The 25149-nt window shown below is 67.7% G+C and carries 26 protein-coding genes; 15 read left to right on the top strand and 11 right to left on the bottom strand.

Features of this window, described 5'->3' with window-relative positions; all coding sequences use genetic code 11:
* Position 1: 1 nt before the first annotated feature.
* From narJ to DDE13_RS00870, 6 genes are all read left to right on the top strand, one after another.
* Positions 2-700, top strand: a complete 699-nt coding sequence (gene narJ, locus DDE13_RS00900; protein WP_111400955.1) for a nitrate reductase molybdenum cofactor assembly chaperone — start codon at positions 2-4, stop codon at positions 698-700.
* A gap of 1 nt (position 701) precedes the next feature.
* On the top strand, positions 702-1481 hold the full coding sequence (narI, locus tag DDE13_RS00895; RefSeq protein WP_111400864.1) for a respiratory nitrate reductase subunit gamma: 780 nt from the start codon (positions 702-704) through the stop codon (positions 1479-1481).
* 5 nt (positions 1482-1486) lie between these two features.
* Positions 1487-2281 (top strand): peptidylprolyl isomerase, encoded by a 795-nt coding sequence (locus tag DDE13_RS00890; protein WP_111400863.1) that lies wholly within the window; start codon positions 1487-1489, stop codon positions 2279-2281.
* A gap of 273 nt (positions 2282-2554) precedes the next feature.
* Complete coding sequence (locus DDE13_RS00880) at positions 2555-3187, top strand: carbonic anhydrase (RefSeq protein ID WP_111400861.1); 633 nt, start codon at positions 2555-2557, stop codon at positions 3185-3187.
* The gene (locus DDE13_RS00875) at positions 3184-4464 is read left to right on the top strand and encodes a molybdopterin molybdotransferase MoeA (protein WP_111400860.1); all 1281 of its coding nucleotides are present in this window, start codon (positions 3184-3186) and stop codon (positions 4462-4464) included. Before DDE13_RS00880 ends, DDE13_RS00875 begins: the two co-directional genes overlap by 4 nt.
* Positions 4465-4475: 11 nt before the next feature.
* Positions 4476-4988, top strand: a complete 513-nt coding sequence (locus DDE13_RS00870; protein ID WP_111400859.1) for a DUF2478 domain-containing protein — start codon at positions 4476-4478, stop codon at positions 4986-4988.
* 206 nt (positions 4989-5194) lie between these two features.
* Here DDE13_RS00870 and glmS read toward each other — a convergent pair whose 3' ends face one another.
* The 5 genes from glmS to regB all read right to left on the bottom strand — a co-directional run bounded on the left by glmS (position 5195) and on the right by regB (position 12709).
* Positions 5195-7015 (bottom strand): glutamine--fructose-6-phosphate transaminase (isomerizing), encoded by a 1821-nt coding sequence (gene glmS, locus DDE13_RS00865; protein ID WP_111400858.1) that lies wholly within the window; start codon positions 7013-7015, stop codon positions 5195-5197.
* 31 nt (positions 7016-7046) lie between these two features.
* Positions 7047-8402, bottom strand: a complete 1356-nt coding sequence (gene glmU / locus DDE13_RS00860; protein WP_111400857.1) for a bifunctional UDP-N-acetylglucosamine diphosphorylase/glucosamine-1-phosphate N-acetyltransferase GlmU — start codon at positions 8400-8402, stop codon at positions 7047-7049.
* Positions 8403-8502: 100 nt separating this feature from the next.
* Entirely contained in the window at positions 8503-9438 is a 936-nt protein-coding gene (locus tag DDE13_RS00855; RefSeq protein ID WP_162630812.1) for a YihY/virulence factor BrkB family protein, read from the bottom strand.
* 80 nt (positions 9439-9518) lie between these two features.
* Entirely contained in the window at positions 9519-11189 is a 1671-nt protein-coding gene (locus DDE13_RS00850) for a PAS-domain containing protein (RefSeq protein WP_111400855.1), read from the bottom strand.
* Positions 11190-11314: 125 nt separating this feature from the next.
* Positions 11315-12709, bottom strand: coding sequence for a sensor histidine kinase RegB (gene regB, locus DDE13_RS00845; protein ID WP_111400854.1), 1395 nt, complete (start codon positions 12707-12709; stop codon positions 11315-11317).
* A gap of 132 nt (positions 12710-12841) precedes the next feature.
* Here regB and DDE13_RS00840 point away from each other — a divergent pair, with 132 nt between their 5' ends.
* Both DDE13_RS00840 and DDE13_RS00835 read left to right on the top strand, forming a co-directional pair.
* Positions 12842-13459 (top strand): SCO family protein, encoded by a 618-nt coding sequence (locus DDE13_RS00840; protein WP_111400853.1) that lies wholly within the window; start codon positions 12842-12844, stop codon positions 13457-13459.
* A 72-nt stretch (positions 13460-13531) separates the two neighbouring features.
* Positions 13532-14086 (top strand): ActR/PrrA/RegA family redox response regulator transcription factor, encoded by a 555-nt coding sequence (locus DDE13_RS00835; protein ID WP_111400852.1) that lies wholly within the window; start codon positions 13532-13534, stop codon positions 14084-14086.
* A 4-nt stretch (positions 14087-14090) separates the two neighbouring features.
* Here the strand turns inward: DDE13_RS00835 and DDE13_RS00830 are convergent, their stop codons facing one another.
* The 3 genes from DDE13_RS00830 to DDE13_RS00820 all read right to left on the bottom strand — a co-directional run bounded on the left by DDE13_RS00830 (position 14091) and on the right by DDE13_RS00820 (position 17058).
* Positions 14091-14969, bottom strand: coding sequence for a LysR family transcriptional regulator (locus tag DDE13_RS00830; RefSeq protein ID WP_111400851.1), 879 nt, complete (start codon positions 14967-14969; stop codon positions 14091-14093).
* Positions 14970-15231: 262 nt separating this feature from the next.
* Positions 15232-15828, bottom strand: a complete 597-nt coding sequence (locus DDE13_RS00825; protein WP_111400850.1) for an HD family hydrolase — start codon at positions 15826-15828, stop codon at positions 15232-15234.
* Between the two features lie 6 nt (positions 15829-15834).
* Entirely contained in the window at positions 15835-17058 is a 1224-nt protein-coding gene (locus DDE13_RS00820; protein ID WP_111400849.1) for an argininosuccinate synthase, read from the bottom strand.
* A gap of 151 nt (positions 17059-17209) precedes the next feature.
* On the opposite strand from DDE13_RS00820, the gene DDE13_RS00815 reads away from it, so the two are divergent.
* Entirely contained in the window at positions 17210-17644 is a 435-nt protein-coding gene (locus DDE13_RS00815; protein ID WP_111400848.1) for an acyl-CoA thioesterase, read from the top strand.
* A 117-nt stretch (positions 17645-17761) separates the two neighbouring features.
* On the opposite strand, the gene DDE13_RS00810 is transcribed toward DDE13_RS00815, so the two are convergent.
* Positions 17762-18256, bottom strand: coding sequence for a hypothetical protein (locus tag DDE13_RS00810; protein ID WP_111400847.1), 495 nt, complete (start codon positions 18254-18256; stop codon positions 17762-17764).
* Between the two features lie 311 nt (positions 18257-18567).
* Here DDE13_RS00810 and ilvA point away from each other — a divergent pair, with 311 nt between their 5' ends.
* Complete coding sequence (ilvA, locus tag DDE13_RS00805) at positions 18568-19815, top strand: threonine ammonia-lyase IlvA (RefSeq protein WP_111400954.1); 1248 nt, start codon at positions 18568-18570, stop codon at positions 19813-19815.
* A 4-nt stretch (positions 19816-19819) separates the two neighbouring features.
* Here the strand turns inward: ilvA and DDE13_RS00800 are convergent, their stop codons facing one another.
* Positions 19820-20152: an Hpt domain-containing protein gene (locus DDE13_RS00800; protein ID WP_111400846.1), complete on the bottom strand. Its 333-nt coding sequence runs from the start codon at positions 20150-20152 to the stop codon at positions 19820-19822.
* A gap of 147 nt (positions 20153-20299) precedes the next feature.
* On the opposite strand from DDE13_RS00800, the gene DDE13_RS00795 reads away from it, so the two are divergent.
* Both DDE13_RS00795 and DDE13_RS00790 read left to right on the top strand, forming a co-directional pair.
* Entirely contained in the window at positions 20300-21589 is a 1290-nt protein-coding gene (locus DDE13_RS00795; RefSeq protein WP_111400845.1) for a PP2C family protein-serine/threonine phosphatase, read from the top strand.
* Between the two features lie 58 nt (positions 21590-21647).
* Positions 21648-22265: a lysozyme inhibitor LprI family protein gene (locus tag DDE13_RS00790; RefSeq protein WP_111400844.1), complete on the top strand. Its 618-nt coding sequence runs from the start codon at positions 21648-21650 to the stop codon at positions 22263-22265.
* Positions 22266-22298: 33 nt separating this feature from the next.
* Here DDE13_RS00790 and DDE13_RS00785 read toward each other — a convergent pair whose 3' ends face one another.
* Positions 22299-22733: an NUDIX domain-containing protein gene (locus DDE13_RS00785; protein ID WP_111400843.1), complete on the bottom strand. Its 435-nt coding sequence runs from the start codon at positions 22731-22733 to the stop codon at positions 22299-22301.
* A gap of 70 nt (positions 22734-22803) precedes the next feature.
* On the opposite strand from DDE13_RS00785, the gene hslO reads away from it, so the two are divergent.
* The 3 genes from hslO to DDE13_RS00770 form a co-directional block, all read left to right on the top strand.
* Positions 22804-23832 carry an Hsp33 family molecular chaperone HslO gene (hslO, locus tag DDE13_RS00780; protein WP_111400842.1) on the top strand — a complete coding sequence of 343 codons (1029 nt, stop codon included), beginning with the start codon at positions 22804-22806 and terminating at the stop codon, positions 23830-23832.
* Positions 23807-24442: a CoA pyrophosphatase gene (locus tag DDE13_RS00775; protein WP_394340275.1), complete on the top strand. Its 636-nt coding sequence runs from the start codon at positions 23807-23809 to the stop codon at positions 24440-24442. Before hslO ends, DDE13_RS00775 begins: the two co-directional genes overlap by 26 nt.
* Positions 24439-25149, top strand: a 711-nt coding sequence (locus tag DDE13_RS00770; RefSeq protein ID WP_235868529.1) for a CCA tRNA nucleotidyltransferase, incomplete at its 3' end; no start/stop codon positions are given. The genes DDE13_RS00775 and DDE13_RS00770, both read left to right, overlap by 4 nt.

Genomic DNA, 25149 nt, shown 5'->3' with positions numbered 1-25149 from the left:
GATGGAGCGCACACTCAAGGCGCTGTCGCTGACGCTGAGCTATCCGACGGCGGAACTGCAACGGGCGATGCCCGATATCGGGGCGGTGTTCCACGCCGATCGGCGGATCAACCCCGACACGCAACTCGCGTTGCAAACCCTGACAGGGCGGCTGGGCATGGGCGATCTCTATGACTTACAGGAAAGCTACGTCATGTTGTTCGACCGCTCGCGCACGCTGTCGCTGAACCTGTTCGAACATGTCCACGGCGAAAGCCGGGACCGCGGCGGGGCGATGGTCAGCCTGATCGAAACCTACCGGGCGGGCGGGGTCGAGCCCGCCACCACGGAACTCCCCGATCATCTGCCGGTGCTGCTGGAGTTCCTGTCCACGCGTCCATGGGCCGAGGCGCAGGATATCCTTGCCGACGCCGCGCATATCCTGACGGCGATCGATGCGCGGCTGGTGCGGCGCGGCAGCGGCTATGCCGCCGTCTTCGCCGCGCTGGCGCAACTAGCCGGGGCGTCGGCGGAGCCGCAAGCGCTGGCCGAGATGCTGGCTGTGCCCGATGACGATCCCACCGATCTCGAAGCGCTCGACGCGGTCTGGGAAGAAACCGAGGTCACCTTCGGCCCCGACCCCGCAGCGGGCTGCCCCCAGGTCCGTGACATGCTTGCCAATATGGACGCGCCCGCAACACCCCTGAACCGGAGTGCCTGACATGCTGCCCGATTTCGACATCAACTTCCTGATCTTCGGCATCCTTCCCTATGCCGTGCTCGCCGTGGCACTGATCGGCACCATCGCGCGCTATGAACGCGACCCGTTCACGTGGAAGACCTCGTCCAGCCAACTTCTGCGCCGCAAGCAGCTGATGTGGGGGTCGGTGCTGTTCCACGGGGGCATCATCGTGCTGTTCTTCGGCCACCTCATCGGACTTTTCACCCCCGTCTGGGTGCTCGACGTTCTTGGCATCCCCTACGGCCTCAAACAGTGGATCGCCGTGCTTCTGGGCGGCACAGCCGGGATCGTCGCATTCGTGGGGGCGTCCATGCTGCTGCACCGGCGGCTGTTCGATGCGCGCATCCGGGTCAATTCCAGTTTCGCCGACATCGCGATCCTCGTGGCACTCTGGCTGCAGATCGTCGTCGGGCTGGGCACGATCATCCTGACGCTGGAACACATGGACGGGTCCGAAATGGTGCGCTTCATGACATGGTCGCAAAGCGTGATGACGCTTCAGATCAACGCGTGGCTTCAGGTCATCAACGTGCACTGGCTCTACAAGGTTCATATCCTTCTGGGCATGGTGATCGTGGCCGCGTTCCCGTTCACCCGCCTCGTGCACATGCTGTCGGTGCCGATCCGCTACGTCACCCTGCGCCCCGGTTATCAGGTCGTGCGGTCGCGCCGCCGCCGCCCGTTGGAGGAACGCCGCCGCGCCTTCGACAAGATCGAGGGCAAGACGCGCCGGCCCGCGGCCCCCACCGCGGCGGAGTGAACGCGATGAACGCAGCGCTTTTCCCCGATGTCTTCGTGAACGGCGAAACCATCCCCTCGGCGGCCGTCGCCGCCGAGGCCCAGAACCACACCGGACCGAAGGACAAGCCGGGCATCGCGTGGCGCAAGGCGGCGCAGGCACTGGCGATCCGCGCACTGCTGCTGCAGGAATCGCGGCGGCGCGGACTTGAACCGGAGCCCGAGGAACTGGCACCGGGCCGGACCGAAACCGAGGAGGAGGCGATGATCCGCGCCCTTCTCGATGCGGCGCTGACCATCGCGCCGGTGACCGAGGACGCGGTGCGCGCCGAATGGGCGCGCGGCCCGGACCGGTTCCAGTCGGCGCCCCTGTGGGACGTGTCGCACATCCTGTGTGCCTGCGACCCGCGCGACGACGCGGCCCGCGACATGGCCGAAGCCCGCGCGCAAGCGATCCTCGCGCGGCTCGATGGCGATGCGAAGTCCTTCGCGCAAGCCGCCCGCGACAGCGATTGCGGCTCCAAGGCATCCGGCGGGCATCTGGGGCAGCTTGGCCCCGGCGATACCGTGCCCGAATTCGAGATCGCGCTGCGCACGCTGGCCGAGGAAGGGATGACCGCCGAACCGGTCCTTTCCCGGCACGGCTGGCACATCATCCGGCTGAACGCGACGGCACCGGGACAGGTCCTACCCTATGACACCGTGCGCCCGAAGATCGCGCAGGCGCTGGAAAAGGCCGCCTGGGCGCGGGCGTCACGGGAATTCATCGAAACACTGGCCGAAGGGGCAGAGATCCGGGGCGCAAGCCTTGCACCCATCTGACCCTCACGAAAGCGCGTGCGATGGAACAGCGAGATTGCGCAGAAAGCGGCGGCGCCGTTGCCCCGACCCATCCGGGGCGGCACACCGCAATGCTGGACTTCTTCGGCGCGCATCGCCTGTGCGAACGCCGGAGCTGCGTGATCATGGACAAATGGGCCGCAAACCCGATCCTGCCGCCGCTCGCCCGTGCCCGCCGCGCCCGGATGGACCTGCGGTTTCGGTCCCGGAACATGCAGTCGCGGCGCGGGTTGTCCCCTGTCACGGAGACATTCGATGCTGACTGATCTTCTGGCCCGCAACCGGGACTGGGCGGAAACCCGCCAAGCACGGGAACCGGACTACTTCACGCGGCTGGCCGCGCTTCAGGCACCGGAATTCTTCTGGATCGGCTGTTCCGACAGCCGGGTTCCCGCGAACGTGGTCGCGGGTCTCGACCCCGGCGAGGTCTTCGTGCATCGCAACGTCGCCAACATCGTCCATTCGTCCGACATGAACCTGCTCGCCGCGCTCGAATTCGCGGTCGACGCCCTGCACGTGCGCGAAGTCATCGTCTGCGGACATTACGGCTGCGGCGGTGTGAAAGCCGCGACCGAGGACCTGCCGCATGGGCTGGCCGATCACTGGCTGGAACCGATCCGCCGACTTGCCCGCAGTTTCGCGGTCGATCTGGGCCGAGAACCGGACCTGGAAGGCCGCCGCGACCGGCTGGCCGAACTGAACGTCACCGAAGGCGTGCGGCGCGTCTGCGAAACGCCGATCCTGCAAAGGGCATGGCGGCGCGGGGCGGACGTCCGCGTGCACGGATTGATCTATGGGCTGACGGACGGGCGTCTGCGCGATCTCGATTGCAGCATCGGACCCGGCCATTTCCAGACAGGCACACGGCGACGGGAGGCCGCACGATGACGGCCCTGGGAGCGATCGAAACGCCCGGATGCGGCTGCGACGACCGGGATCTGTCCGGCAGGCTCATCGGCATGGATGCGGCGCTGTCGTGCATCGCGGCCCATGCGACCCCGGCGGGCCGGATCGAAGCGGTCCCGCTCGACCGTGCGTACGGGCGCATCCTTGCCCGGCCCGTCCGGTCCGTCGCCCCCGTGCCCGGCTTTGACAGCGCCGCGATGGACGGCTACGCGGTCATCACCGATGCGCTCACCGGCGTCGGGCCATGGGAGCTGCCCGTGGTGGCACGCGTGCAGGCAGGACAGGGCGCGACCGTGCCGCTTTCCGGTGCCGTGGCCGCCCGCATTTTCACCGGCGCGCCTGTTCCCCCCGGAGCGGATGCCGTCGTGAAGCAAGAGGACGTGGAACGGAACGGCGAAACCATGCGTCTCGACAGCCGCCCCGCGGCGGGGCTGAACATCCGGCTTGCGGGCAGCGACATGGACGCGGACGCGACCGTAATGGGCAGCGGCCACCGGCTTGGGCCGCGGGCCACCGCCGCCTGCGCGGCCGCCGGTGCTGGGTTGGTCCGGGTCCGCGACCGTCCTCGCGTGGCGCTTCTGGTGACCGGCGACGAGCTGCGCCAGCCCGGCGGCACACTGGGGGCCGCGCAGATCCGGGACGTGAACACGCCCATGCTGGCCGCCGCGCTAGGGGCCGAGGGTGCGGTCATCGTCGAAGCCGCCCATGGCGCCGACAACCGGGAGGAACTTGCCCAACAGTTGCGCGCTCTCGCCGTCCGCGCCGATCTTGTCGTGACCACGGGCGGCATCTCCGTCGGCGAAGAGGACCATGTAAAGCCGGCTGTGTCCGCGTCGGGTGGAGAAATCCTGTTCAGCGGCGTGGCGATCAAACCGGGCAAGCCGGTGTCCTTCGGACGCATCGGAACCGCGTTCTGGCTTGGTCTGCCGGGCAATCCGCTGTCGGCTTTCGTGACGTGGCAGGTCTTCGGCACGGTCCTGTTGCGCGCGCTGTCGGGCGAAACGGGCGCCGCGCCCGCCCGCCGCCACGTGGTCACCGCGGCCGCCATCCGCCGGAAGACGGGACGTTGCGAATTGCGCCCGGCCATGCTGACCGGGTTCGACGGCCACGGGCGCGATATCGTCCGCTGCGACGGCGCCATCCTTTCCGACCGTGTCAGCCACCTTCCGCACGCCGACGGCCTGATCTTCCTGCCCGCCGATACCGGGCATCTTCCCGCACGAGCGCTTGTCGAATTCCTGCCGTTCACCCAATCCTGAGGAGCCCGGTCATGATACTTGCCTACACGATGGCGCCGGGGCGCGGCGACACCGACCTGCTTCTGACTGGACTCGCGGCGGACCTTGCCAACCGGGGCCTGCGCTGTTGCGGAACGGTGCAGATCAACACCGAACGTGCCGATGCGGGTCCGTGCGACATGGATGTGCGGGTACTCCCCGATGGGCCGGTCCTGCGCATCAGCCAGGATCTCGGGCGGCAGTCGCGGGGCTGCCGCCTCGATCCCGCAGCGCTGGAGACGGCGGTCGGGCTGGCCGCGAGCGGGCTGGCCGCGGGCGCGGATTTCCTCATCGTCAACAAGTTCGGCAAGCACGAAGCCGAGGGGCGGGGCTTCCGTCCCGTGATCGCCGAGGCGGTGGCTCGCGGCATACCCGTTCTCGTCGGGCTCAACGCACTGAACCGTGCGGCGTTCGAAGCCTTCGCCGATGGAATGGCGATCCAGCTATCGCCCGAACCCGCGGCGTTGAAGGCCTGGGCGGCCGCGCAGGCCCCGGCCCCGGCCTGAATGCGGCGGGCCGGTGCGCCAGCGTAGTGGCGTTTGTCACACAGCAACCCGTTTTCCGGGCCGCATTCCGCCTGCCATGTGTCGACATTGCGCGGCGCATCGCGCGGCCCGATCGCCCGCGCATGCAATTGCGCGGAAAGCACCGGGAACGCCCTGCCCCCCGCTTGAGATCCGTGGCGCCCCCCGGCGGACGACCCGCTCCAGCGTCACTCCACCGTCACGGATTTCGCAAGATTGCGCGGCTGGTCCACGTCTGTGCCCTTGGCGACCGCCGTGTGAAACGCAAGCAGTTGCGCGGGCACGGCATAGACGATCGGCGCGAAGACCGGATCGACACGCGGCATCCGCAGCCATTTCCAGACCCCGTCGCTCGCGCGCTCCAGTCCGGTTCCGTCCGTCACCAGCAGCACCTTACCCGAACGGGCCATGACTTCCTGCATGTTCGACACGGTCTTGTCGAACAGCCGGTCCACCGGAGCGAAGACGACGACCGGCACATTGCCGTCGATCAGCGCGATGGGACCGTGCTTCAGCTCGCCGCTGGCATAGCCTTCGGCGTGAATATAGCTGATCTCCTTGAGTTTCAGCGCCCCTTCGAGCGCCATCGGGAACATGGACCCGCGCCCGAGATAGATGACATCCTGTGCCTCGGCCAGTTCGGGCGCCATCGCCGCGATATCGGCGCCCAGTGCCAGCGCCTGGTTCACCGCGGCGGGAACGGCGCGCAGGCTCTCGATCGCTTCGGCCAGCGCCTCTGCGCTCAACGTTCCGCGATCGGCCGCGGCGCGCAGCGCAAGCGCCGCCAGAACGGCAAGCTGGCAGGTGAACGCCTTGGTCGAGGCCACGCCGATTTCCACCCCGGCATGGGTCGGCAACACCACGCCGCTTTCCCGCGCGATGGAACTTTCGGGCACGTTCACGACAGCCGCGGTGGGCACGCCCTGCGCGGTGACATGGCGCAGGGCAGCAAGCGTATCGGCGGTTTCCCCCGACTGGCTGACGAAGATCGCCAGCGACCCTTCGGGCAGCGGCGGCTCGCGGTAGCGGAACTCGGACGCGATATCGACCTCCACCGGCAAGCGGGCGAGCTGCTCGAACCAGTATTTTGCCGTCAGGCAGGCGTAGTGGGCCGTGCCGCAGGCAACCAGCGTGATCCGGGAGACCGGCCCGAAATCCAGCCCTTCGGGCACGGTGACGCCCGGCGCGCCGGGGCGCAGGTAATCGGACAGCGTGTCCGCAATGGCCGACGGCTGCTCGGCGATTTCCTTGGCCATGAAGTACTTGTGCCCGCCCTTGTCCACGAAGCTCGTGTCAGGGGCGAGCGTGCGGATGGGCCGGTCCACAGGCGCGCCCGCCGCATCGGTGATCGCCACACCGTCGCGCCGCAGCACGGCGATGTCGCCTTCTTCGAGGTAACTCAGCCGGTTGGTCAGCGGGGCCAGCGCGATGGCATCGGATCCCACGAACATCTCGCCTTCGCCATGCCCGATGGCGAGCGGCGATCCGCGCCGCGCGGCGATCATCAGGTCGGGGTGCCCATCGAACAGGAAACACAGCGCGAACGCCCCGTCGAGCCGCGCGATGGTCGCCCGTGCCGCATCCACCGGTTCCAGCCCGGCGGCGAGATATCGTTGCGCAAGCAACGCCACCGTTTCCGTGTCGGTGTCCGTGCAGGTGCCATAGCCGTCGGTGGCAAGCTCCGCCCGAAGGTCGCGGAAATTCTCGATGATGCCGTTATGCACGACCGCGACCGGCCCGGCCTGGTGGGGATGGGCGTTCTTCACCGACGGCGCACCATGGGTGGCCCAGCGGGTGTGGCCGATCCCGATCTTGCCGGGCAGCGGGTCGTGCACCAGAAGGTCGGAGAGCATCACCAGCTTGCCCGTCGCGCGGCGACGGTCGAGCCGCCCATCCTGCAACGTGGCGATCCCCGCGCTGTCATAGCCGCGGTATTCGAGCCGACGCAGGGCTTCGACCAGCACCGGCGCCACCTCGTGCTGGCCCAAAACGCCCACAATCCCGCACATCAATCCCGCTCCTTCGAAAACACCCTGAAAATCACTTGCCGCGCGCGGCCTTGACCGCCAGAAGCCGGTCGCGCAACCGCACGGCCAGCCCCGGCTTGTTGACCTGCCGCGCACGCGCCACCGCCAGCGCACCATCAGGCACGTCCGACGTGATGACCGATCCCGACCCGGTCATCGCCCGGTCGCCCACGGTCACCGGCGCCACGAGCATCGTGTTCGACCCGATGAAGGCGTTCGACCCTATGGTCGTGCGATGCTTCAGCACACCGTCGTAGTTGCAGGTGATCGTCCCCGCACCGACATTGCTGTCCGCCCCGATGGCGGCGTCGCCCACATAGGACAGGTGATTGACCTTCACCCCCGCAGCCAGATCGGCGTTCTTGGTTTCCACGAAATTCCCGACGCGCGCACCGGCACCCAGAACGGTTCCCGGCCGAAGCCGGGCATAGGGACCGACGACTGCGTCTGCGCCTACATGAGCTCCTTCGAGATGCGAAAATGCCCGGATTTGCGCGCCATCGGCCACCGTCACGCCGGGGCAGAAAACCACGTTCGGCTCCACCACGACGTCGCGGCCCAGCACGGTATCGACGCTCAGGAACACCGTCTCAGGCGCGACGAGCGTCGCCCCCGCGGCCATCACCTCGGCCCGGCGGCGGGCCTGGAAGACGGCCTCCGCGGCGGCCAGTTCGGCACGGGTGTTGATGCCCAGCGTCTCGCATTCGGGACAGGTGACGGTCGCGCAGCGCAACCCGCGACCGTTGGCCAGCCCGACGATATCGGTCAGGTAGTATTCCCCCGCCGCGTTGTCGTTGCCGACATGCGCCACGAGATCGAACAGCAGCCCCGCATCCGCCATGACCACGCCCGAATTGCACAGGGTCACCGCGCGCTCGGCCTCGGTCGCGTCCTTGAACTCGACGATGCGGGCCAGCCGGTCGCCATCGACGATCAGCCGGCCATAGCGGCCGGGGTCCGCAGCCTCGAAGCCCAGAACGACCACGTCCGCACCGTCCGCGCGCGCGTCGGCCATCGCTGCCAGCGTACCGGGGGAGATAAACGGCGTATCGCCGTAGAGCACCACGCCATCGCCTATGAACCCGTCCAGCGCCGGGGCGGCCTGCGCCACGGCATGGGCCGTGCCCTGCTGGGTCGCCTGACGGACGGTCGTTGCATCGGGGGCAAGCCCGGCAAGTGCGGCCTCGACCGCGTCTGCGCCGTGACCTGCGACGACGACAACCCGCGCCGGGTCCAGTGCCGCGGCAGACCGCAGCGCGTGACCCAGCAGCGGCAGGCCGCCGATGGCGTGCAGCACCTTGGGCCGGTCCGATTGCATCCGGCTGCCCTTGCCCGCCGCAAGAACGATCACCGCTGTCTGGTCCGCCATCTGACGCCTGCCCCTTGTCGTTATTCGCCTTTTAAGCGGCCCCGTCACGGGCGCAAGGGCCTGAGGGTCACGTTATCTTACGCAAGGTTTCAGCCGTGGCTCAGGTCGCGGCCCCGGCCGTGTCGTCCTCGGCGCGGGGCGGGTCGGATGGCGCGGCGGGCGCACCCGGCGCTTCTTCCGCCTCGGGGGCGTCAGCCGCGCGCCGCGCCCGTGCATTGTCGAAAATCTCGGCGTTCACGCTGGCGCCGAGCAGCACCACGAAGATCGTTATGTAGAGAAACATCAAGAGCGCGATCACCGCCCCGATTGACCCATACACCTGGTTGTAGTTGCCGAAATTCGCAAGGAAGTAGGAAAACGCCCAGGACGCGCCGCCCCAGACCAGCACGGCCAGTATCGCCCCGGTATTGAGCCAACGGACGCGCGCGCCCTTCGTGTTCGGGGCGAAACGGTAGAGCACCCAGATCCCCGACAACACCACGACGAGCGCAAGCGCCCATCGCGTGACCTGGAGCGCGAAACCTGCGTAAGGGCCGAGTGGCAGAAAGGCGAGCGTGACGGGCAGCACCAGCATGGTCAGGATCGCCACGACCACCACGAAGGTGAGCGCAAGCGTGATCAGGAACGCCACGGCCATCGCCCGGACCCCGCCGCGCATGGGGGCGTCGTAGACCGTATTGACCGCGCGGATGACGGCGTCTGTGCCGCGCCGCGCCGACCACAGCGCCGCCAGCGTGGAAATCCCCGTGGCCCAGCCAAGCGTCGAACTGGAGGTGCGCACCAGCCGCCGGATCTGGTCCTGCATCAGAGTAAACGCTTCGCCGGGCATGAAGTCCTGCAAGAGATGCAACTGGTCGTCCACGATCTCGGGGGAGGCGAGAAAGCCGAGAAGCGCAATGACCGCCGCGAGACCTGGAAACAGCGACAGCATCGCGAAGAACGCACCTCCCGCGGCCACAAGCGACAGGTTGGCCCGGTCGGTCCGGTTCTTCAGACCCATCATGAAGGAAAAGGCGGTCCTGACGTGGTGCTGCATGGCGGCTGCGGTCCTCGGGCAATGGCTCTGTACCGCCATGCTAACGCGGTTGTGCCGCAAGTGCGAGAACCGCAGCCGTGCTAAAGACCGACCGCGCGCCCCGGCGGCGGCGCTGGCAGGCCCGTGACATCCGCCGCGGGCGCAAGCACGGCTCCGCTATCGGGCGTCCGCAGGCCGATGGGCGACTGCGTCACCGCACCGCTGCCGGCGTCCAGCCGGGCGAAGGTCACAAGCGTGGCGCCGCCAGCGATCGGCCGCGTATCGCAACGCAGCACCTGACCGTCGCGCAGATGCACCGGCAGGGTGCAGGGCAGCCGCTCGCCGGGCACAAGGACGCGATTGCGCAACGCCTGCCAATCGGTGCCGGGCTGGCAGGCGGTGCGCCAGCGTTCGCAGGCTGCGCCGATGTCTTCCACCTCGCCTGGATCGAGGCTCCAGAGCCGTCCATAGGCGCGGTTCGATAGCGTGCACTGGCCATTCGGCGCGAAGGCCGCGATGGCGAGGTCAAGACTATCCACGACAGACTGGCTCAATTCGATCTCGGACCGGAAGGAGCGGGTCATCGACACCTCGGACGAGATGTCCTCGAACAAGTAGGCCACCGCGCCGTCGGGGTGCGGCCGCCCGCTCACCCGGAATGTCTGCCCGTTGGACAGGTGCCACGTATCTTCGTACGTGCCTTCGGCGGCCCCGGTTTCCAGCTGCGCGATCTGCATCCGCCAGCTCTTGTAGTCCTTCGGTTCGGGGATCTTCTGGGTATCGCGCAGCGCATCGAGAAACGCGTGCAGGGTGGGGCGCGCGCTCAGTTGCGCGGCGGGCAGGCCGGTCAGGTCCACCAGCGCCGGGTTGAACAGCGCAAGCCGCCGCTTCTGGTCGAAGATTGCCAGCCCGATGCGCAGATGGGCAAAGGTCTTGGTCAGCGTCTGCACGAATTCCGTCAGCGCGTTCTCGGCCCGCACGAGATTGTCGATGGGCAGCGCGAAATACAACGTCTCGATCTCGCCGGGCAGCGCGATCAAGTCGAACCACATCGTGCGCGCCTGCGGCGTGTCGGGCACGAGCGACACCCGCCGTTGCGGCGGGGGTGCGTCCGGTCCGGCGTCTCCGATCAGTCCGGCGAACAGGTCGGGCGGCGGCCAGCTGATCAGCGCGTCCTCCCCCGCCAGTTCCACCGCAAGCCGCATGTAGGTCGAATTGGCCCAGATGATCGTGCCGTCATGGCGCCGCTTCCACGTGGGAATGGGCGAGCGTTCAGCGATGGACCGCAGGGTGAACAGTTCCGCCCGCATGGCCGCCAGACTGTAATGGGCGACCATTTCCGACCGGCTGTCGCGCGCGGGATCGGTGATCGCGATGCGCAACTGGCCCGCCAGGTTCTCGGCCACCAGCCGGAGGCTGTCCGGATCTTCCGGAACCTCGGCGATCTCGAACCGGTCGCCGGGTTCGAACCGTTCCAGCCGTTCCGACAGACCTTCGAAGCGCTGGCAATAGGCGATCACGAACCGGGCGAGATCATCGGCATGGGCCGGTTCGGCCGACAACTGCCCGCGTGCGGCCGGGGTGGAATCGACCAGCACGCCGCCGCTGAACAGGAACACGATATCCTCGTCCCGCCGATGGGACAGGGCGGTGCCCGCGGGTTCCGGGTCGTCGCGGCGCCAGCGCGGCAGACGGGGCAGCAGAACAAGGCAGACCCCCGTGACGAGGCTGCTTGCAAGTCCCACCGCGATGACCGTCTCGAAACCCAGCATGCAGACCTCGCCCCACTGATCGGGTATCGCCAAACGCAACCATGGCGCAACAGGATTAACACTTGCTTAAGGCGGGTGAAGATCCGGTGAACGTCCAGTGTGCGAAGCCTCAGGCTGCGCCTGCGTCACGTCATGATGCGCTGGTTTTCCCCCAGCGCACCGGGCCGGCCTTCGGCTCCCGGCGAGATGGCGGCGCGGGGCCATGTCACCGTGACCAGCGCGCCTGATCGCGCGGGATGCTCGTCTGCGGTCAGGAACGGGTCGCCGCCGTTGGAAAACGACACCGCGGCACCCGACCGTTCCAGAAGCGTCTTGGCGATGAACAATCCCAGACCCATGCCTTCGTAACCGGGGCGCTTCGCCGTCTCCTCCTCGCTGCGGCGGCGGCGCAGGAACGGATCGCCCAGCCGCCCGATCACCTGCGGCGGATAACCGGGCCCGTCATCGGCGATGGCGATGCTCAGCGTGTCACGGGTCCAGCGGGCGTCGATCCACAGGTTCGACTCGGCGAAATCGACACCGTTCTGGACAAGGTTGCGCAGCCCGTGGATCACCTCGGGCTGGCGCTTCACGATGGGCTGCTCGGTCTCGCCGCCGCGACCGGGCGCGACGCTGTAATGGATGTCCTTGCCGCGCATGCTGTGCGGCTCCGCGGCCTCGCGGATCACGGTATCGAGCGGGGCGAACTGCATGTGCTTGTCGTCCTTGCCTGCACGGCCCATGGACCGCAGGATGTCGCGGCAGCGGTCGGCCTGGTCGCGGATCAGGCACGCATCCTCGCGCTGGTCCGGGTCGTCCAGTTCCGCCGCCAGTTCCGAACTCACCAGCTTGATCGTCGCCAATGGCGTGCCCAGTTCATGCGCCGCCGCCGCGACGACGCCGCCAAGGTCGGTCAGTTTCTGTTCGCGCACCAGCGCCATCTGGGTCGCCAGCAGCGCATCCGACATCGCGTGGATCTCGATGCTGACCCGCCGCGCGTAGCCCGCGATGAAGGCCAGCCCCGTGACGATCGCCACCCAGAACCCGAACAGGAAATCGTGGGGCATCTGCATGATGAACCCTTCGCGGGTGCGCAGCGGGATATGCACGAGTCCCACCACCGACAGCAGCACGAAGGCGATCCCGCCCAGAACCAGCGTGGACTTGAGCCGCAGCACCGACGCCGAGATCGTCACCGGCGCCATGACCAGAAGCGCGAACGGATTGTTCAGCCCGCCCGTCAGGTAAAGCAGGAAACACAGTTGCGCGATGTCGAACATGAGCATCGACACCACTTCGGCCTCGGTCAGGCGCTTGTTTTCCGGAAAGGCATAGATCGCGATCAGGTTCGACACGACCGATGCGCCGACCGCGAGATAACACAGGGCCAGCGGCAGGTTCAGCCCGAACACCGCCTGTGCCACGGTGATTGCGAGAAGCTGCCCGACGATGGCGATCCAGCGCAGGACGATCAGGGTGCGCAGCCGGATCCAGTGGCTGCGCGACCCGGTCTTGAACATGGCCATGCCGGTGTCGGACATGCGCTGTGCCCCCCTTGCGCGGCCCGCGGCGCGCCGTCGCTGGCGATTGATTGTGCCGTGCGTTACCTCTAGATGCACCTTGCCGAGTTTTGCCTTGGCCGCAACCGGATAGCAGCACGAAAGGCCCTGCCCATGTCCCGCTTTCTCGTGATCCTCGCCGGTGTCGGCGCGCTCGTTCTGGGGGGGATCGCCGCATCGGTCGCCCTGCGCCCCGGCGATGCCGACCGCTTTGCGCAATGCCGCGAAAGCCAGGTCGCGGGCGGCGATATCGGCGGACCGTTCGAACTGGTGAACGCCGCGGGCGAGACGGTGACCGACGCCGATGTCATCGCGGAACCGTCGCTGATCTATTTCGGCTACACCTTCTGTCCCGATGTCTGTCCGCTCGATGTCGCGCGCAACGTGGCGGCGGTGGATATCCTCGCGGACCGCGGCGTGCCGGTGACACCGGTCTTCATCTCCATCGACCCGAACCGCGACACGCCCGAGATCGTCGGCGAATTCGCTGCAAACATGCACCCCAAGATGATCGGCCTGACCGGCAGCCCCGAACAGGTGCGCGCCGCAAGTCAGGCTTACAAGACATTCTACCAGGTGTCAGGCGATCTGGACGATCCCTATTATCTGGTCGACCACTCCACGATGACCTATCTGGTGTTGCCCGAGGCAGGCTTCGTGGAGTTTTTCCGCCGGGATACCACGCCCGAGCAGATGGCCGACACCGTCGCCTGCTTCGCGCAGAACATGTAGGACCATGATGGAAATTGACGGGCCCGCGGGCTGCGGCTAATCCTTTCCGGAATGGGATAGAGGACGAGGTTCATGGCAGAACAACCGCTTATGGAGATTGGCGAGGACAACTCGCTGCTTCTCGTGGATGACGATGAACCCTTCCTGCGCCGCCTAACGAAAGCGATGGAGAAGCGCGGCTTCGCGCCGGAGATGGCCGGATCGGTCGCCGCCGGCAAGGCCATCGCAACGGCACGCCCACCCGCCTATGCCGTGATCGATCTGCGGCTGGAGGACGGCAACGGGCTCGACGTGGTCGAAGTGCTGCGCGAAAAGCGGCCCGAGGCCAGGGTCGTGGTGCTGACCGGATACGGGGCCATCGCCACGGCAGTGGCGGCGGTCAAGATCGGCGCGACCGACTACCTGTCGAAGCCCGCCGATGCCAACGACATCACCGCGGCGCTGCTGGCCACGGGCGATGACCTGCCGCCGCCTCCGGACAACCCGATGTCCGCCGACCGGGTACGTTGGGAACATATCCAGCGGGTCTACGAATTGTGCGACCGCAACGTTTCCGAAACCGCAAGGCGCCTGAACATGCACCGCCGAACGCTGCAGCGCATCCTCGCAAAGCGCAGCCCGCGCTAGGCCGTCAGGCCCCGCCCTGCCGGGTCAGCCAGTCGAGAAACACCCGAAGCCGCGGGCTGACCTGCGGCCCGGGCGTCAGCAGGTGATAGGCGAGCGGCCCGCTTTCGCCCTCGTGCAAGGCGACCATGCGTCCCTCGGCCAGGTCGCGTTCCACCAGGCTTTTCAACTGCACCGACAGGCCGTACCCCGCCCGAACCGCGGCCAGCACGAGGTTCGTTCCCGGCATTTCCGTGACGCGCATCCGGTCGGTGTCAAGCCCCAGCGAGCGGCCCCAGACGATCTGTTCGTTCGACGCGGTCCCGAACACCCAGGGCTGTGCCGCCAGGTCCCCCAGATCCGCGAGGGTTCGTGCACCACCGGCAAAGTCGGGTGCCGCGATCACCACGAAGGGCGACACGAGCCGGCCATGGCCGTAGGTGCCCGGCCACCCCCCCGGCCCGTAGCGGATCGCCAGGTCCACGCCGTCGCGGCGCAGGTCCACCAGCGCAGGCGAGGGCAGCAGCGCCAGTTCGATCTCGGGGTGCTGGCGCCAGAATTCGCCCAGGCGCGGCATCAGCCAGACTTCGGCGAAACTGGGCGTGACGCTGATCTGCAACGGGTTCAGCGCCCTGTCGGCGCGCAGGTCGCGCACGGCGGCGGCGATCGTGCCGAACCCGTCGCCAAGCCCCGCCGCCAGCCGCAACCCGGCTTCGGTCAGGCCCATCCCCTGCCCCTGCCGCTGCACCAGCGCCGTGCCGAACTCGGACTCGAGCGCCCGGACATGCTGCGCCACCGCGGCATGGGTGACGTTCAGATCCCGCGCCGCGGCGGAAAAGGAACCATGCCGCGCCACGGCCTCGAACGCACGCAGGGCGGACAGGGAAGGGATTTCACGCCAGTCCATGGGTAACCTGTTAGTCTGACTTACAGTCTGGAAATTATCGCAACTTCGGGATTCGGTTCAATCGCCTTATGTGGAGTGCACAACCCGAACGCAGGAGTGCGCCACCATGATAGCCTTGTTTGCAAGAAGCCTTTTTACCGAATCCCGGTCCACCCCGCCGGCTGCGAGCCACCGTCACCGCCCGGACCCGCGCGACCGCGCTGCGCTGGAATGGGAACTGCGGCGCCACACGGTCGCGCTTGGTCGGCCGCAGGTCACGCCGTCAGAGCGTCGCAAGTAGCGCTGCGACCCGGTCGGCGAAGGCCGCGCGCGTGTCCACTGGCGGGCGCAAGCGCACGTCGAGCCCCCGGATCAGGTCCGGGGGCGGCGGACGGAAGAACTTCGCCGCCTCCGCTTCGGAAAACCCGGCGATGCGCGTGGCCTCGAGCCAAGCGGACACGCGGTCGGCGCGCTTGATCTGGCGCTTGACTGTGTCGGGCAGCACCGCGGGCAGGCCGAAGCGCAGATGGATCGCCGCGGACAGCCGCGCCTCCATCGCGCCGTAGCCGGGACCGACGGCGGATTTCACCGGCGAGATCATGTCCCCGATGACATATTCCGGGGCATCGTGCAGCAGCGCCGCGAGCCGCCATTTCGGCGGCGCGTTGGGGACGATGCGGATGAAGATGTCCTCAACAAGCAGCGAATGTTCGGCCACGGAGTAGGGATAGTCGCCGAAGGTCTGCCCGTTCCAGCGCGCCACGAAGGCGAGCCCGTGGGCGATGTCGGACACCTCGATATCCGCCGGGGTCGGGTCCAGCAGGTCAAGCCTGCGGCCCGACAGCATCCGCTGCCAGGCCCGCGGAGCGGGCTTGGCCATCTTGTGTCAGCCCAGACGGCGGTTGCGCAGGGCCAGGAGCCGCAGGCGCAGCGCATTGAGCTTGATGAAGCCCGCCGCGTCCTTCTGGTCGTAGGCCCCGGCGTCGTCTTCGAAGGTGACGTGGCTTTCGCTATAAAGCGAATGGTCCGACCAGCGCCCGACGGTACGCGCCAGCCCCTTGTAAAGCTTGAGCCTTACGGTGCCGGTGACATGTTGCTGGCTGTGGTCGATCGCGGCCTGCAGCATCTCGCGCTCGGGCGAGAACCAGAAGCCGTTGTAGATCAGTTCGGCATAGCGCGGCATCAGGTCGTCCTTGAGATGCGCAGCACCACGGTCGAGGGTGATCTGTTCGATGCCGCGGTGGGCCTCCAGCAGCAGGGTGCCGCCGGGGGTTTCATAGATGCCGCGGGATTTCATGCCGACGAAGCGGCCTTCGACGAGATCGAGCCGCCCGATTCCATGCTTTCCGCCCAGTTCGTTGAGCCGTGTCAGGATCGTCGCGGGCGACATCGGTGTGCCGTCGATCGCCACCGCATCGCCCTTTTCGAAAGTGATTTCAAGGTATTCGGGGGTATCCGGCGCGTCCTCGGGGTTCACCGTGCGCTGGTAGACATAATCGGGCGCGTCCTGTGCCGGGTCCTCCAGCACCTTGCCCTCGGAGGAGGTGTGCAAGAGGTTCGCATCGACGGAAAACGGCGCCTCGCCGCGCTTGTCCAACGCCACGGGGATCTGATTTTTCTCTGCGAAATCAAGAAGTTTCGTGCGGCTGGTCAGGTCCCATTCGCGCCATGGGGCGATCACGCGGATGTCGGGGTTGAGGGCGTAGGCACTGAGTTCGAACCGGACCTGGTCGTTGCCCTTGCCGGTGGCGCCATGGGCCACGGCATCGGCGCCGGTTTCCGCCGCGATCTCGATCAACCGCTTGGAAATCAGGGGGCGCGCGATGGACGTGCCCAGCAGGTACAGCCCTTCGTAGACCGCGTTGGCGCGGAACATCGGGAAGACGAAATCGCGCACGAATTCTTCGCGCACGTCTTCGATGTAGATGTTTTCCGGTTTTATTCCAAGGAGTTCAGCCTTCTTGCGGGCGGGGTCCAGTTCCTCGCCCTGTCCCAGGTCGGCGGTGAAGGTCACGACCTCGCAGCCGTATTCGGTCTGCAGCCACTTGAGGATGATGGAGGTGTCGAGCCCGCCGGAATAGGCCAGCACGACTTTCGAAGGGTGGGACATGGGGCAACTCCGCAGCCGGGATCGGGGGGCGGTTTACGCGGGTTCGGCGGGCGGGGCAAGGTGGGGCCGGAAGCCGCGAAACGCGATATGACTCGCATATGAATTTCATATGACTCCCGTATGACTCCGAACCGTCGCAAAGGAGACCGCCATGACCGAACCGAAACGCACCGAGTTGCTGCGCGGCGTGATCCACCCGTGGCACCATGACCACTTCGGCCACATGAACGTGCGCCACTACGCGCCCTTCTTCGACGACGCGTGCTATCACCTGTGGGCGGCGCTGGGGATCGGCTACGACCGGATGCTGGAACGCCACGGGGTGCATTGCGTCACCGCGCAGGCGAGCACCGGGTTCGTCAAGGAACTGGTGGCGGGCGACCTGATCGTGATCGACGGGGCGGTATCGCGCGTGGGCACGAAGAGTGCGGCGTTCCACCTGCGGATGCTGCATGCCAGCACCGGCGCGCTGCACGCGACCTGCGACGTGGTGGAGGTGTTCTTCGACCCGCACCTGCGCAAGGCCGCGCCCATGCCGCAGGAGGTGCGGGCCACGCTGGAGGCGCGCCTTACAGACGGAAGCTGAGGGCTGCGGGACAGCTTCTCACCGATCAGATGCCGCGCAGTCGTTCGGCGGGTCGTTACCCGTCCGGAAAATCGACCGGCGTTCCGACACGCGGATCGCCGCGCCGCGGTTTTCCGGTCAGGGATGAAACAGATGCCGGTGGTGCTTTGACCCGATGGTCTGCATGAAAATCCTTGCGAATTTCTGACAGTTGTTGTGCAGCAGCTTGTAGTCGGGGCCGCATTTCTGCTTCGCTGCGGCAAAGGCCTGCTTGATCTCCAGACCGGATTTCTGCACCGGGTTGGGCTTGTAGGACGTACTCAGGTGATAGCGTTCCAGCGGCTCGAAATGCTCGATCAGGACGACCTTGCCGTCTTCGTCGGCGAACAGACCGAAGCTGAACATAAGGTCACCGCCCGCGTTTTGCAGGAATACCTGGCTGTGATGCGGCGCGCCCTTGACGTCGACGCTGCCGACCTTGCGCCATCTATGGGTGATCGTGTAATTCGTCGCGTCATCGAGCGCGGCAAGCTTACCGGCGACTTCGGTGTCGTCACCCCCGCCACCGCGATTCGAGCGGGATTCCTGACTGCTCTCACTTGGTGTCTGTGCACTTCTCGAACCGAGGATCATTTCGGCAACCTCCGCAGGTCAACATTCGGATGATGGAAAGCTACACGGGCCTTCGCCGCGGCGCACTCATGTTTATTGGTGTTCGGCATTTCATCGTTCCCCAGACCAGTGCTTCATGACGGCCTCGACAAGGCAAGCCTGACACGAGCGACAGCAGACACGCGCCAACATCCAAGCGATAGGAGATCGTGGGCAAGCATACTGTGCGCGTCAGCACAGTATCGCGCAAAGTCTCGGTCCCGAGGTTCGCGCGGAAAGACCAGCCCGACAAGCGCCTTGCCAAGCTCCATCACCTGCCGCACAACCGGGCCATGACCAGTTTCGCCGATGCCGCCCTTGCCGCGACAGCGCGGATGCGGGCGGTTTTCCCGCCCACGCCCTGCGCACGCAACGATTTCCTGTCCGACAAGTTCGGCGCGGATATCTGGCTAAAGCGCGAGGATCTGTCGCCGGTGCGGTCCTACAAGATCCGGGGCGCGTTCAACGCCATGCGCAAGGTGCGCGCGGCCGACCCGGACCAGGGGCAGTTCGTCTGCGCAAGCGCGGGCAATCACGCGCAGGGCGTGGCCTATGCCTGCCGCCATTTCGGGGTGCGCGGCACGATCTTCATGCCGGTGACGACGCCGCAGCAGAAGATCCACAAGACGCGGACATTCGGCGGCGATGCGGTCGAGCTGCGGCTGGTGGGCGATTATTTCGACGAGACGCTGGCGGCGGCGCAGACGTACTGCGCGGAGCTTGGCGCGCATTTCCTGGCACCCTTCGACGATCCGGACGTGATCGAGGGGCAGGCCTCGGTCACGGTGGAGTTGCTGGACCAGTTGGGGCGGATGCCGGACATGGTGGTGCTGCCCGTGGGCGGCGGGGGCCTGTCGGCGGGCGCACGGCGATACCTGTCGGAGGTGGCGCCGGACGTGGCGCTGCGGCTGGTGGAACCCGAGGGCGGCGCGAGCCTGACCGCGGCGCTGGCCGAAGGGGCGCCGATCACGCTGCCGCGGGTGGACAATTTCGTCGATGGCGCGTCGGTGGCGCGGGTGGGTGCGCGCACCTTCGACGCCTTGCGCGGCACTGATCCGGCCCATGTACTGATCGCCCCCGAGGACAGGATCTGCGTCACGCTGATCGAGATGCTGAACATCGAGGGCATCGTGCTGGAACCCGCGGGCGCGCTGGCGGTGGACGTGCTGCCTGCGCTCGCGGACGAGATCGCCGGCAAGACGGTGGTCTGCGTCACCTCGGGGGGAAATTTCGATTTCGAACGGCTGCCCGAGGTCAAGGAACGCGCCCAGCGCTATTCGGGACTGAAGAAGTATTTCATCCTGCGCCTGCCCCAGCGCCCCGGCGCGTTGCGCGATTTCCTGGAACTGCTGGGACCGGCCGACGATATCGCGCGCTTCGAGTACCTGAAGAAATCGGCGCGCAACTTCGGATCGGTGCTGATCGGGATCGAGACGGAGAATGCCGCGAATTTTACGGATCTTTTTGCCCGGCTCGATGCGCGCGGCTTCGCCTATCAGGACATCACGCACACGCCGATGCTGGCCGAGCTGCTGATCTGACGGATCAGGCCGCCCCCAGCAGGGCCGGTTCGCGGGCGTGCAGTTCGGCCTTGGCGGCGGCGTAGCTGTCGAGGATCGCGGCGACATCGACGGCTGCGGGACCATCGGCGCGCAGCGCCGTTTCGGCCGCGCGGCAGGCATCGGCCAGCACGTCGAATCCGAGATTCAAGGCCGCACCCTTCATGAAATGCAGGTCGTCGCCCAGCGTCGCGGGGTCGCCGCCGCCCGCAAGCCGCATGGCCATGTCGTCCGTTTCCTCGAGAAACAGCGCGAGCACCTCGCCCAGCGCATCGGCACCGACTTCGGTGCGCAGTTCGTCAAGCCTGTTCCAGTCCATACCTCACCCCTTCGCTATTTCCAGCGATGCTGACCTCGGGCTAGCAGGCGCGAGTTAAGGTTCGGTTCAGGAATTCGGCCGCATTTTAGCGTTCACGCTGCGTTAAACGGCGTGGTGGCAGTCATGGCGCATGAGGAAAGACATGCCATGACAGCGATCCGCCGCCTGCCCGACCCGGACCAGACCGCCAGCGCCGACATCCCGGCACGGGACGGGCCGCCGCGCATCCTCGTTGTGGATGACAGCCGGGCGCAGCGGATGCTGCTGGCCTCCACCCTGCGGCGCGGCGGGTTCGAGGTGTTCGAGGCCGATGGCGGTGCGGCGGCGCTGGACCTGATGGAAGCCCACGGTCTGCGGCTGGTCCTGAGCGACTGGATGATGCCGGGGATGACCGGGCTGGATCTGTGCCGCGCGGTGCGGGCGCGGCAGGGCGGCGATTACGTCTATTTCATCCTGCTCACGTCGAAGAGCGAACAGGCCGAGATCGCCCAGGGGTTGGAGGTCGGGGCGGACGATTTCCTGACGAAACCGGTGAATGGCGACGAGTTGCGCGCGCGGCTGAAAGCGGGGGTGCGGATCCTCGACATGCAGGCGGAACTGACCGCGAAGAACCGGCTGGTGCAGGACACGCTGGCCGAGTTGCAGGGGCTGTACGACCTGGTGGACAGCGACCTGCGCGAGGCGCGCAAGCTGCAGGACGCGCTGGTGCGCGAACGGTTCCACGATTTCGGGGCCGGGCAGGTATCGCTGCTCATGCGGTCGAGCGGCCATGTGGGCGGTGATCTGGTCGGCTTCTTCCGGGCGAGCAAGCGGCTTGTGGCGCTATACGCGATCGACGTGTCGGGGCACGGGATCACGTCGGCCATGCTGACCGCGCGGCTGGCGGGGCACCTGAACACCTGCTCGCGCGAGCACAACATCGCGCTGAGCCACACGGCGGGGGATTATTACCGCGTGCTGCCGCCGGAAAAGGTGGTCGCGCGGTTCAACGACCTGATGACCCGCGTGATCGAGACGGATCATTATTTCACCATGGCTTTCGCGCTGGTCGACCTGGTGACGGGGCGGGTGCAGATAACGCAGGCGGGCCACCCCCATCCCGCGGTGCAGCGGGCAAGCGGGCGGGTGGAATTCGCGGGCGAGGGTGGCCTTCCCGTGGGGCTGATCGAGGACGCGGAATACGAGCGGGTGGAGCTTCGGCTGGCGCCCGGTGACCGACTGCTTTTGTGTTCGGACGGGCTGACGGAATGCCCCGGCCCGGACGGGGCGCAACTGGACGAGGACGGGCTGGCCGCGATGCTGGTGCGCAGCCGCGACACGCGGGGCCCGGCGCTGCTGGAAACGCTGGTCTGGGACCTTGCGGCCTTCCATGGCGGCGCGCGGTTTCCCGACGACCTGTCGGCGGTGCTGTTCGAATATGCCGGCCCGAATGGCTGAGACAGCGACCGGCATTCGCGCTATGATATCATGTCGTTCCCAGCCGAGTGTCCCGCCGATGCGCCACGCCCTTGCCCTGTCCGGCTATCTTGCGATGCTGTCCACGGCCGTGGCGGCGCAGGAGGGGCCATCCTTCGATTGCACCGGGGCCGCGAGCACGGCGGAGGAACTGGTCTGCGCCGATGCCGCGCTGGCCATGCGCGACCGGGCGATGGCCGAGACCTTCGCCGCGGCGATGGAGGTCGCGCGGGGGCTCGATGTCGGCGCCGCAGAGACCGAGGCGGCGTTGCGGACGTTCCAGCGCGGCTGGATCAAGGGCCGCGACGACTGCTGGAAGGCCGGCGACGGGCTGCGCGACTGCGTCGAGGCCGCGTATCTGCGGCGCGAGGCCGAACTGGTCGCCACCTACATGCTGCGCGACTCCGTAGCGATGACCGCGTGGAGTTGCGCCGGGACCCCCGCGAACGAGGTCGTGACCTTCTTCTTCGACACGACACTGCCGTCGGTCCGGTTCGAGCGGGGCGATTCGGTCGATGTGGGCGTGCTGACACCGACCGCTTCGGGCAGCCGCTATGACGGCAGTTTCGGGCGGTTCATCTGGATCAGGGGCGACACCGCCACCTATCGCGATCCCGACCCGGACGGGACCGAGATGACCTGCGTGGCGCGGCCCTGAAGCCTTGCCCGCGGGCCGCGCCCGCCGCGCGGATCAGCCGATGAGGGCGCGCAATGCCGCTGCGTCCCCCGGACTGGCCACCATCTCCGCCGCGAGCGCCGCGGGCACCCAATGGGCGCTGTGGCCCGGTTCGGCGGGCGGCCCCACGCGCAGGGACGGGCGGGCGACACAGATCGTGCAGATCTTGTCGGCCCAGAGATCGTATTCCGGCATGTAGGTGAACCGCCGGTGCACCGACAGCCGCCGCACGGGACCGATCCGCCATCCCGTTTCCTCGAACACCTCGCGGTGCAGGGCGGCGACGGGCTGTTCACCCGGATCGACCCCGCCGCCGGGCAGCTGGAATTCCGGCCATGGGGTCTGCTGGTGTGTCAGCAGCACCCGCCCTTCGCGCAGCAGGATGGCGTAGATGCCGGGCCGCGCGGTGTAGCGGCGGCCGGGTTCGGGCGGGGGGCCGAAGCGGCGCATGGGTTGGTCCTGCGGTTGTCGTGCCTATATGGGCGCGGTATGCCCCAATCAAACGGGCGAAGGAAACCCCATGACCATCGGATCTATGATCGCCTGGGACGATACCGTCCTGCCTTTCCAGCTTGACCGCAGCGACGTGCGCGGACGGGTGGCGCGCCTTGACGGCGTGCTCGACCGTATCCTGTCGCAGCACGACTATCCCGCGCGGATCGAGGAGCTTGTGGCCGAGATGGCCCTGCTGACCGCGATGATCGGCCAGACCATCAAGCTGCGCTGGAAGCTGTCGCTGCAGGTGCGCGGCGATGGCGGCGCGCGGCTGATCGCCACCGACTATTACGGCCCGACCGAGGATGGCGCGCCCGCGCGCATCCGCGCCTATGCGAGCTATGACGCGGACAAGCTGACCGACGGCCCGGCCTTCGACCAGATCGGAAAGGGCTATTTCGCGATCCTGCTCGACCAGGGGGAGGGCACCACGCCCTACCAGGGTATCACGCCCATCGCGGGCGGGTCGCTGTCGGATTGTGCGCAGACCTATTTCGCGCAGTCCGAACAGTTGCCGACGCGATTCGCACTCTCGTGGGGACAGGCGCGGGTGCCGGGCCGCGCGGCGCAATGGCGCGCGGGCGGCGTGATGCTGCAGATGATGCCGAAGGCGCCGGTGCGCCCGCAGCCCGAGGGCGGGTCGGGCGAAGGCGGGCTGCTGCATGCGGACGACCTGCTGGACGACACCAGCGGGGAGGACTGGAGCCGCGCGAACATGCTTCTGGACACGGTGGACGACATGGAACTGATCGGCCCGCATGTGCAGCCGACCGACCTGCTGGTGCGCCTGTTCCACGAGGAAACGCCGCGGGTCTTCGACCCCCAGCCGGTCAATTTCGGCTGCACCTGCAGTGCGGATCGCGTGCGCCAGAGCCTGTCGATCTATTCGGCCAAGGATATCGCCCACATGACGACCGAGGACGGCATCGTCACGGCGGATTGCCAGTTCTGCGGGGCGCATTACGAATTCGACCCCGCCACGCTGGGGTTCGAGGCCACGCGCGATCCGGGCGAGGATTCGGGCGATGATGGCGGGGACGATGGCCGCGCGTGACCTTGCCGCGCCGGACGACCCGCTGACGGCGCGGTTGCGCGCGGCGCTGGCCGTGTCGCGCGCCCCGTCGTCGGATTACGACCTGAACCCCGGCATCGCCCTGACGCCGGGGCGCAGCCTGCGCCCGGCGGCGGTTCTGGTGGGGGTGATCGGCCCGCCCGATGCGCCCGCGCTGGTGCTGACCAAGCGGTCCTCGCGGCTGGTGCACCATCCCGGCCAGATCGCCTTTCCCGGCGGCAAGCAGGAGCCGTTCGACACAGGGCCCGAGGCAGCGGCCCTGCGCGAGGCGCATGAGGAGGTCGCGCTGCCCGCAGAACAGGTGCGGGTGCTGGGCCGCCTGCCCGCCCATGAAACCGTGACGGGCTTTAGCGTGGTGCCGGTGCTCGCGCGGATCGACGGGGATTTCGTGGCCCGCGCCGAGCCCGGCGAGGTGGCCGAGGTGTTCCGCGTGCCGCTGGACCATGTGCTCGACCCCGCGCGCTACCGGATCGAGGGGCGGCGCTGGCGCGGGCAGATGCGCCGGTACTATGCCGTGCCGTGGGGGCCCTATTACATCTGGGGGGCCACGGCGCGCATCCTGCGCGGTCTTGCGGATCGGATGACGCCGTGAGCCTTGCCCCGGTCGCCTGGCTGGACGCCGACTGGCTGGCGGACCCGGCGACGCGCGCGGTCTTCGCGGCGCTGACCGGGGCGGGGCATGCGGCCTACGCCGTGGGCGGCTGCGTGCGCAACACGCTGCTGGCGCGGCCTGTCAGCGACATCGACATCGCAACCGACGCGCATCCCGACGCAACCGTGGCCGCCGCCGAAGCCGCGGGGTTGAAAGCGGTGCCCACGGGCGCGGCCCATGGCACGATCACGGTGGTCGCGGACCGGCGCGGGTTCGAGGTGACCACCTTCCGCCACGACGTGGACACGGACGGGCGGCACGCGGTGGTGCGGTTTTCCGACCGGCTGGAGGATGACGCGGCGCGGCGCGACTTCACCATGAACGCGCTGTATGCCCGGCCCGATGGTGCGGTGCTGGACCCGGTGGGCGGGCTTGCCGACCTGCGCGCGGGGCGGCTGCGCTTCATCGGCGACCCGGACGCGCGCATCGCCGAGGATTATCTGCGCATCCTGCGGTTCTTCCGCTTCCACGCCTGGTATGCCGACCCGGCGGGCGGGGTGGATGCGGACGCGCTGGCGGCCTGTGCCGCGGGGGCCAACGGTCTGGCGCGCGTGTCCGCCGAACGGATCGGGCACGAGATGCTGCGCCTGCTCGCCGCGCCCGACCCCGCGCCGGCGGTGGCGGCGATGGCGCAGGCGGGCGTGCTG

It is taken from the genome of Meridianimarinicoccus zhengii, from assembly GCF_003254465.1.
Taxonomy (GTDB): Bacteria; Pseudomonadota; Alphaproteobacteria; order Rhodobacterales; family Rhodobacteraceae; genus Meridianimarinicoccus; species Meridianimarinicoccus zhengii.
The sequence above is the reverse complement of the archived record's forward strand: the minus strand, read 5'-3'. Positions and strand labels throughout refer to the sequence as shown.

Bases quoted from the DNA above. Each gene is read 5' to 3' on its own strand.
- narJ (WP_111400955.1), top strand. From the start codon at position 2: ATGGAGCGCACACTCAAGGCGCTGTCGCTGACGCTGAGCTATCCGACG.
- narI (WP_111400864.1), top strand. From the start codon at position 702: ATGCTGCCCGATTTCGACATCAACTTCCTGATCTTCGGCATCCTTCCC.
- DDE13_RS00890 (WP_111400863.1), top strand. From the start codon at position 1,487: ATGAACGCAGCGCTTTTCCCCGATGTCTTCGTGAACGGCGAAACCATC.
- DDE13_RS00880 (WP_111400861.1), top strand. From the start codon at position 2,555: ATGCTGACTGATCTTCTGGCCCGCAACCGGGACTGGGCGGAAACCCGC.
- DDE13_RS00875 (WP_111400860.1), top strand. From the start codon at position 3,184: ATGACGGCCCTGGGAGCGATCGAAACGCCCGGATGCGGCTGCGACGAC.
- DDE13_RS00870 (WP_111400859.1), top strand. From the start codon at position 4,476: ATGATACTTGCCTACACGATGGCGCCGGGGCGCGGCGACACCGACCTG.
- glmS (WP_111400858.1), bottom strand. From the start codon at position 7,015: ATGTGCGGGATTGTGGGCGTTTTGGGCCAGCACGAGGTGGCGCCGGTG.
- glmU (WP_111400857.1), bottom strand. From the start codon at position 8,402: ATGGCGGACCAGACAGCGGTGATCGTTCTTGCGGCGGGCAAGGGCAGC.
- DDE13_RS00855 (WP_162630812.1), bottom strand. From the start codon at position 9,438: ATGCAGCACCACGTCAGGACCGCCTTTTCCTTCATGATGGGTCTGAAG.
- DDE13_RS00850 (WP_111400855.1), bottom strand. From the start codon at position 11,189: ATGCTGGGTTTCGAGACGGTCATCGCGGTGGGACTTGCAAGCAGCCTC.
- regB (WP_111400854.1), bottom strand. From the start codon at position 12,709: ATGTCCGACACCGGCATGGCCATGTTCAAGACCGGGTCGCGCAGCCAC.
- DDE13_RS00840 (WP_111400853.1), top strand. From the start codon at position 12,842: ATGTCCCGCTTTCTCGTGATCCTCGCCGGTGTCGGCGCGCTCGTTCTG.
- DDE13_RS00835 (WP_111400852.1), top strand. From the start codon at position 13,532: ATGGCAGAACAACCGCTTATGGAGATTGGCGAGGACAACTCGCTGCTT.
- DDE13_RS00830 (WP_111400851.1), bottom strand. From the start codon at position 14,969: ATGGACTGGCGTGAAATCCCTTCCCTGTCCGCCCTGCGTGCGTTCGAG.
- DDE13_RS00825 (WP_111400850.1), bottom strand. From the start codon at position 15,828: ATGGCCAAGCCCGCTCCGCGGGCCTGGCAGCGGATGCTGTCGGGCCGC.
- DDE13_RS00820 (WP_111400849.1), bottom strand. From the start codon at position 17,058: ATGTCCCACCCTTCGAAAGTCGTGCTGGCCTATTCCGGCGGGCTCGAC.
- DDE13_RS00815 (WP_111400848.1), top strand. From the start codon at position 17,210: ATGACCGAACCGAAACGCACCGAGTTGCTGCGCGGCGTGATCCACCCG.
- DDE13_RS00810 (WP_111400847.1), bottom strand. From the start codon at position 18,256: ATGATCCTCGGTTCGAGAAGTGCACAGACACCAAGTGAGAGCAGTCAG.
- ilvA (WP_111400954.1), top strand. From the start codon at position 18,568: ATGACCAGTTTCGCCGATGCCGCCCTTGCCGCGACAGCGCGGATGCGG.
- DDE13_RS00800 (WP_111400846.1), bottom strand. From the start codon at position 20,152: ATGGACTGGAACAGGCTTGACGAACTGCGCACCGAAGTCGGTGCCGAT.
- DDE13_RS00795 (WP_111400845.1), top strand. From the start codon at position 20,300: ATGACAGCGATCCGCCGCCTGCCCGACCCGGACCAGACCGCCAGCGCC.
- DDE13_RS00790 (WP_111400844.1), top strand. From the start codon at position 21,648: ATGCGCCACGCCCTTGCCCTGTCCGGCTATCTTGCGATGCTGTCCACG.
- DDE13_RS00785 (WP_111400843.1), bottom strand. From the start codon at position 22,733: ATGCGCCGCTTCGGCCCCCCGCCCGAACCCGGCCGCCGCTACACCGCG.
- hslO (WP_111400842.1), top strand. From the start codon at position 22,804: ATGACCATCGGATCTATGATCGCCTGGGACGATACCGTCCTGCCTTTC.
- DDE13_RS00775 (WP_394340275.1), top strand. From the start codon at position 23,807: ATGGCGGGGACGATGGCCGCGCGTGACCTTGCCGCGCCGGACGACCCG.